Origin of the sequence: Bacillus cereus group sp. BfR-BA-01430, assembly GCF_022663115.1 — a bacterium.
In the GTDB taxonomy this organism is placed as follows: domain Bacteria; phylum Bacillota; class Bacilli; order Bacillales; family Bacillaceae_G; genus Bacillus_A; species Bacillus_A cereus_BD.
In genome coordinates, this window is sequence record NZ_JAKUEW010000039.1 from 1 (window position 1) to 2,933 (window position 2,933).

Sequence of the window (2,933 nt, forward strand, 5' to 3'; positions counted from 1 at the left end):
GGTCACACCCGTTCCCATACCGAACACGGAAGTTAAGCTCTCTAGCGCCGATGGTAGTTGGGGCCTTGCCCCTGTGAGAGTAGGACGTCGCCAAGCAAAAACCTAAGTCAAGCTGACTTAGGTTTTTTTGTATAACAATGCTTCTGTATTTAAATCATTTATTGCTAATTTTAAAAGTAGGTACAAATAATTGGCGGGCAGTAAAAAATATGTAGATCAAGACACTTTTTTATTTATAACCTTCTTTATCCTCAATCTTTTAGTAATACATAATTAATAAGCGTTGGAGATATTCACTGCTGTTCATATGTATCTCTTTTTCCATTCAACTGCATTGTTAAGAAGCGCTTATTTTGTTAAGTCCATCCTGCAGTCATATATATTATGTAATCTTTTTCCATTGTTTATCTATATTGGTATGTTAGAATAATAATGTTGTGTAAGATATTTTTATAAAAGGAGATAGTATGAAAAAAATAAGTGTAATATTAATAGGAATTTTACTACTTCTAACCGTTGTATACATGTTAGTTGGAAATTATTTCTTCAATTATGCATTAAATGCGAAACAAGAAAAAGAATTCTTACAAGGGAATCCTCATTTAGAAAAAACAGTGAATGTATCAGGGAATGTATTAGCTACGAATGAGCAAAAAAATGCCGAGTTTATTTCAAAATATAAACCAAATACAATCGTGATGCGTTCTTTTGATGAGTTAAAACTAACAGGATATGAATATGTAAATGAACAATCTAGCCATAGATGGGCAATTGTCGTACATGGATATAGTAGTAAAGCATCAGAAATGACGAAATATATTCGTCACTTCTATGAAAAAGGTTACAGCGTATTAGCACCTGATCTTCGCGGTCATGGAAATAGCGAAGGAGATTATATCGGTATGGGGTGGTATGATCGTAAAGATGTACAGCGCTGGATTCAGCAAATTTTAAAGAAAGATCCTCAGGCGGAGATAGCTCTATTCGGTGTTTCTATGGGAGGAGCAACAGTGATGATGACTTCTGGAGAAGATTTACCTCCTAATGTGAAAGTCATTGTTGAAGATTGTGGTTACTCATCTGTTATGGATGAATTCACATACCAATTAAAAGATTTATTCCATTTGCCTAAATTCCCTGTCATGAATGCAGCAAATACAGTTACTAAACTAAAAGCGGGTTATGATTTAGAAGAAGCATCGGCTGTAAAGCAAGTTGCAAAAAGCAAAACACCAATCTTATTTATTCATGGAGATGCGGATACATTCGTTCCTTATGAAATGTTAGATGAAGTATACAATGCTGCAAAAGTAGAAAAAGAAAAGTTAATTGTGCCAGGTGCGGGGCATGGAGAAGCCGAACAAGCAAATCCAGATAAATATTGGAATACTCTATGGAATTTTGTGGAGAAGTATATTTCAGCATAATTCATGAAAGAGAGAATGTTGATATTATAAAAGATAGACTTACTAATAATTAAAAAGAGTTCTATAAACGATGATGAGAAGTAAATGGTTTTATCTTTCTCATTATCGTTTTTTTTAGTTCATTTGTTTCAAGAATAGAATTAAGTTGATCCTGCTATTTATGGAGAGTAGAACCTTTCATTCAAAATGCAGCGAGAGCCAGGATGCTAGGTGAGAACGCATAAAGAGCTCTTTATCGACTAAATTTTTAAATAGAAGCATAAATTTTTTGATTACGAATTGCCTATGCTACAATAGTTTAAACTTAAATTGAAAGAGGTGTTCGTATGAAAATTGAAGTTTGGTCTGATTTTGTATGTCCGTTTTGTTATATTGGGAAGCGTCGTTTAGAAATGGCCTTAGACCAATTTCCGTATAAAAATGATGTTGAAGTTGAATTTAAGAGTTTTGAGTTAGACCCAAATGCTCCGGTATATTCTGGAATTGGTATTGATGAAATGCTTGCATCGAAATACGGGATTAGTATTGAAGAAGCTAAGCGAAATAATGTTCAAATCGGTCGGAATGCCGCTAACATAGGTTTAACCTTTCATTTTGAAGAGATGAAACCGACGAATACTTTTGATGCTCACCGTTTAGCTAAGTTTGCAAAAGAACATGGAAAAGAAAAGGAAATAGTAGAAAATCTTCTTTTCGCTCATTTTACTGAATCTAAAAATTTAAGTGACGTGGAAACGCTCGCTAATATTGCTGAAGCTTCGGGATTAGATAGAAAAGAAGCCTTAAATGTTATACAGAATAAAAATGCTTATGCAAATGATGTCCGAATTGATGAGGCAATTGCTCGACAATATCAGATTACGGGAGTACCATATTTCATTGTAAATCAAAAGTATGCAATTTCGGGAGCACAACCACTTGAAACGTTTTTGAATGCACTTCAAAAGGTGTGGGAAGAAGAAAATCCTAAGCCTAAATTACAAGAACTTTCATCAAATGATGTGAACGATGCTCTTTGCACAGATGGTAGCTGCTTAGCGCCTTCAAAAGAGCAATAGTTTTTTGCTTTAAGTATGGCTATTTATTAAATTTAAAACCCTACAGAAATTCCATGAATTTCTGTAGGGTTTCTTCATGCAGAAAGTAACGCGGATTCTAATTCGTTTCTGCTAGTAGTTCATCTACTTTCATATGATTGAAGGGAACGGCTAGAGTCCAATGAATTGAAGGAGGAAATAGCCAGGAATAACATACAGCATAGCATTATAAAAAAACTTTCACAAAAACTGTTGACTATTAGTAAATAGAGGTGTAATATTATACGAGTCGCTGAGAGAAATAACGCAAAACGCGACAAACGAAATAAAAAACTTAGTTGACATTGAAATATAAAAATGTTAACATAAGGAAGTCGCAAATAAAGCGACAAACGAGTTCTCTGAAAACTGAACGAAACAAACAACGTGAAACGTCAATTTTTATTTATGATGCTAGACAAACTTTATT

The 2,933-nt window shown here is 33.9% G+C and carries 2 protein-coding genes and 1 rRNA gene; all 3 read left to right on the forward strand.

Annotation, left to right across the window (positions count from 1 at the left end; translation table 11 throughout):
* Nucleotides 1–96, forward strand: a 5S ribosomal RNA gene (rrf, locus tag MR058_RS22650); the annotation flags it as partial.
* 371 nt (nucleotides 97–467) lie between these two features.
* The gene (locus MR058_RS22655) at nucleotides 468–1,427 is read left to right on the forward strand and encodes an alpha/beta hydrolase (protein WP_242145924.1); all 960 of its coding nucleotides are present in this window, start codon (nucleotides 468–470) and stop codon (nucleotides 1,425–1,427) included.
* Between the two features lie 326 nt (nucleotides 1,428–1,753).
* Complete coding sequence (locus MR058_RS22660) at nucleotides 1,754–2,485, forward strand: DsbA family oxidoreductase (RefSeq protein ID WP_242145925.1); 732 nt, start codon at nucleotides 1,754–1,756, stop codon at nucleotides 2,483–2,485.
* Nucleotides 2,486–2,933 lie beyond the last annotated feature (448 nt).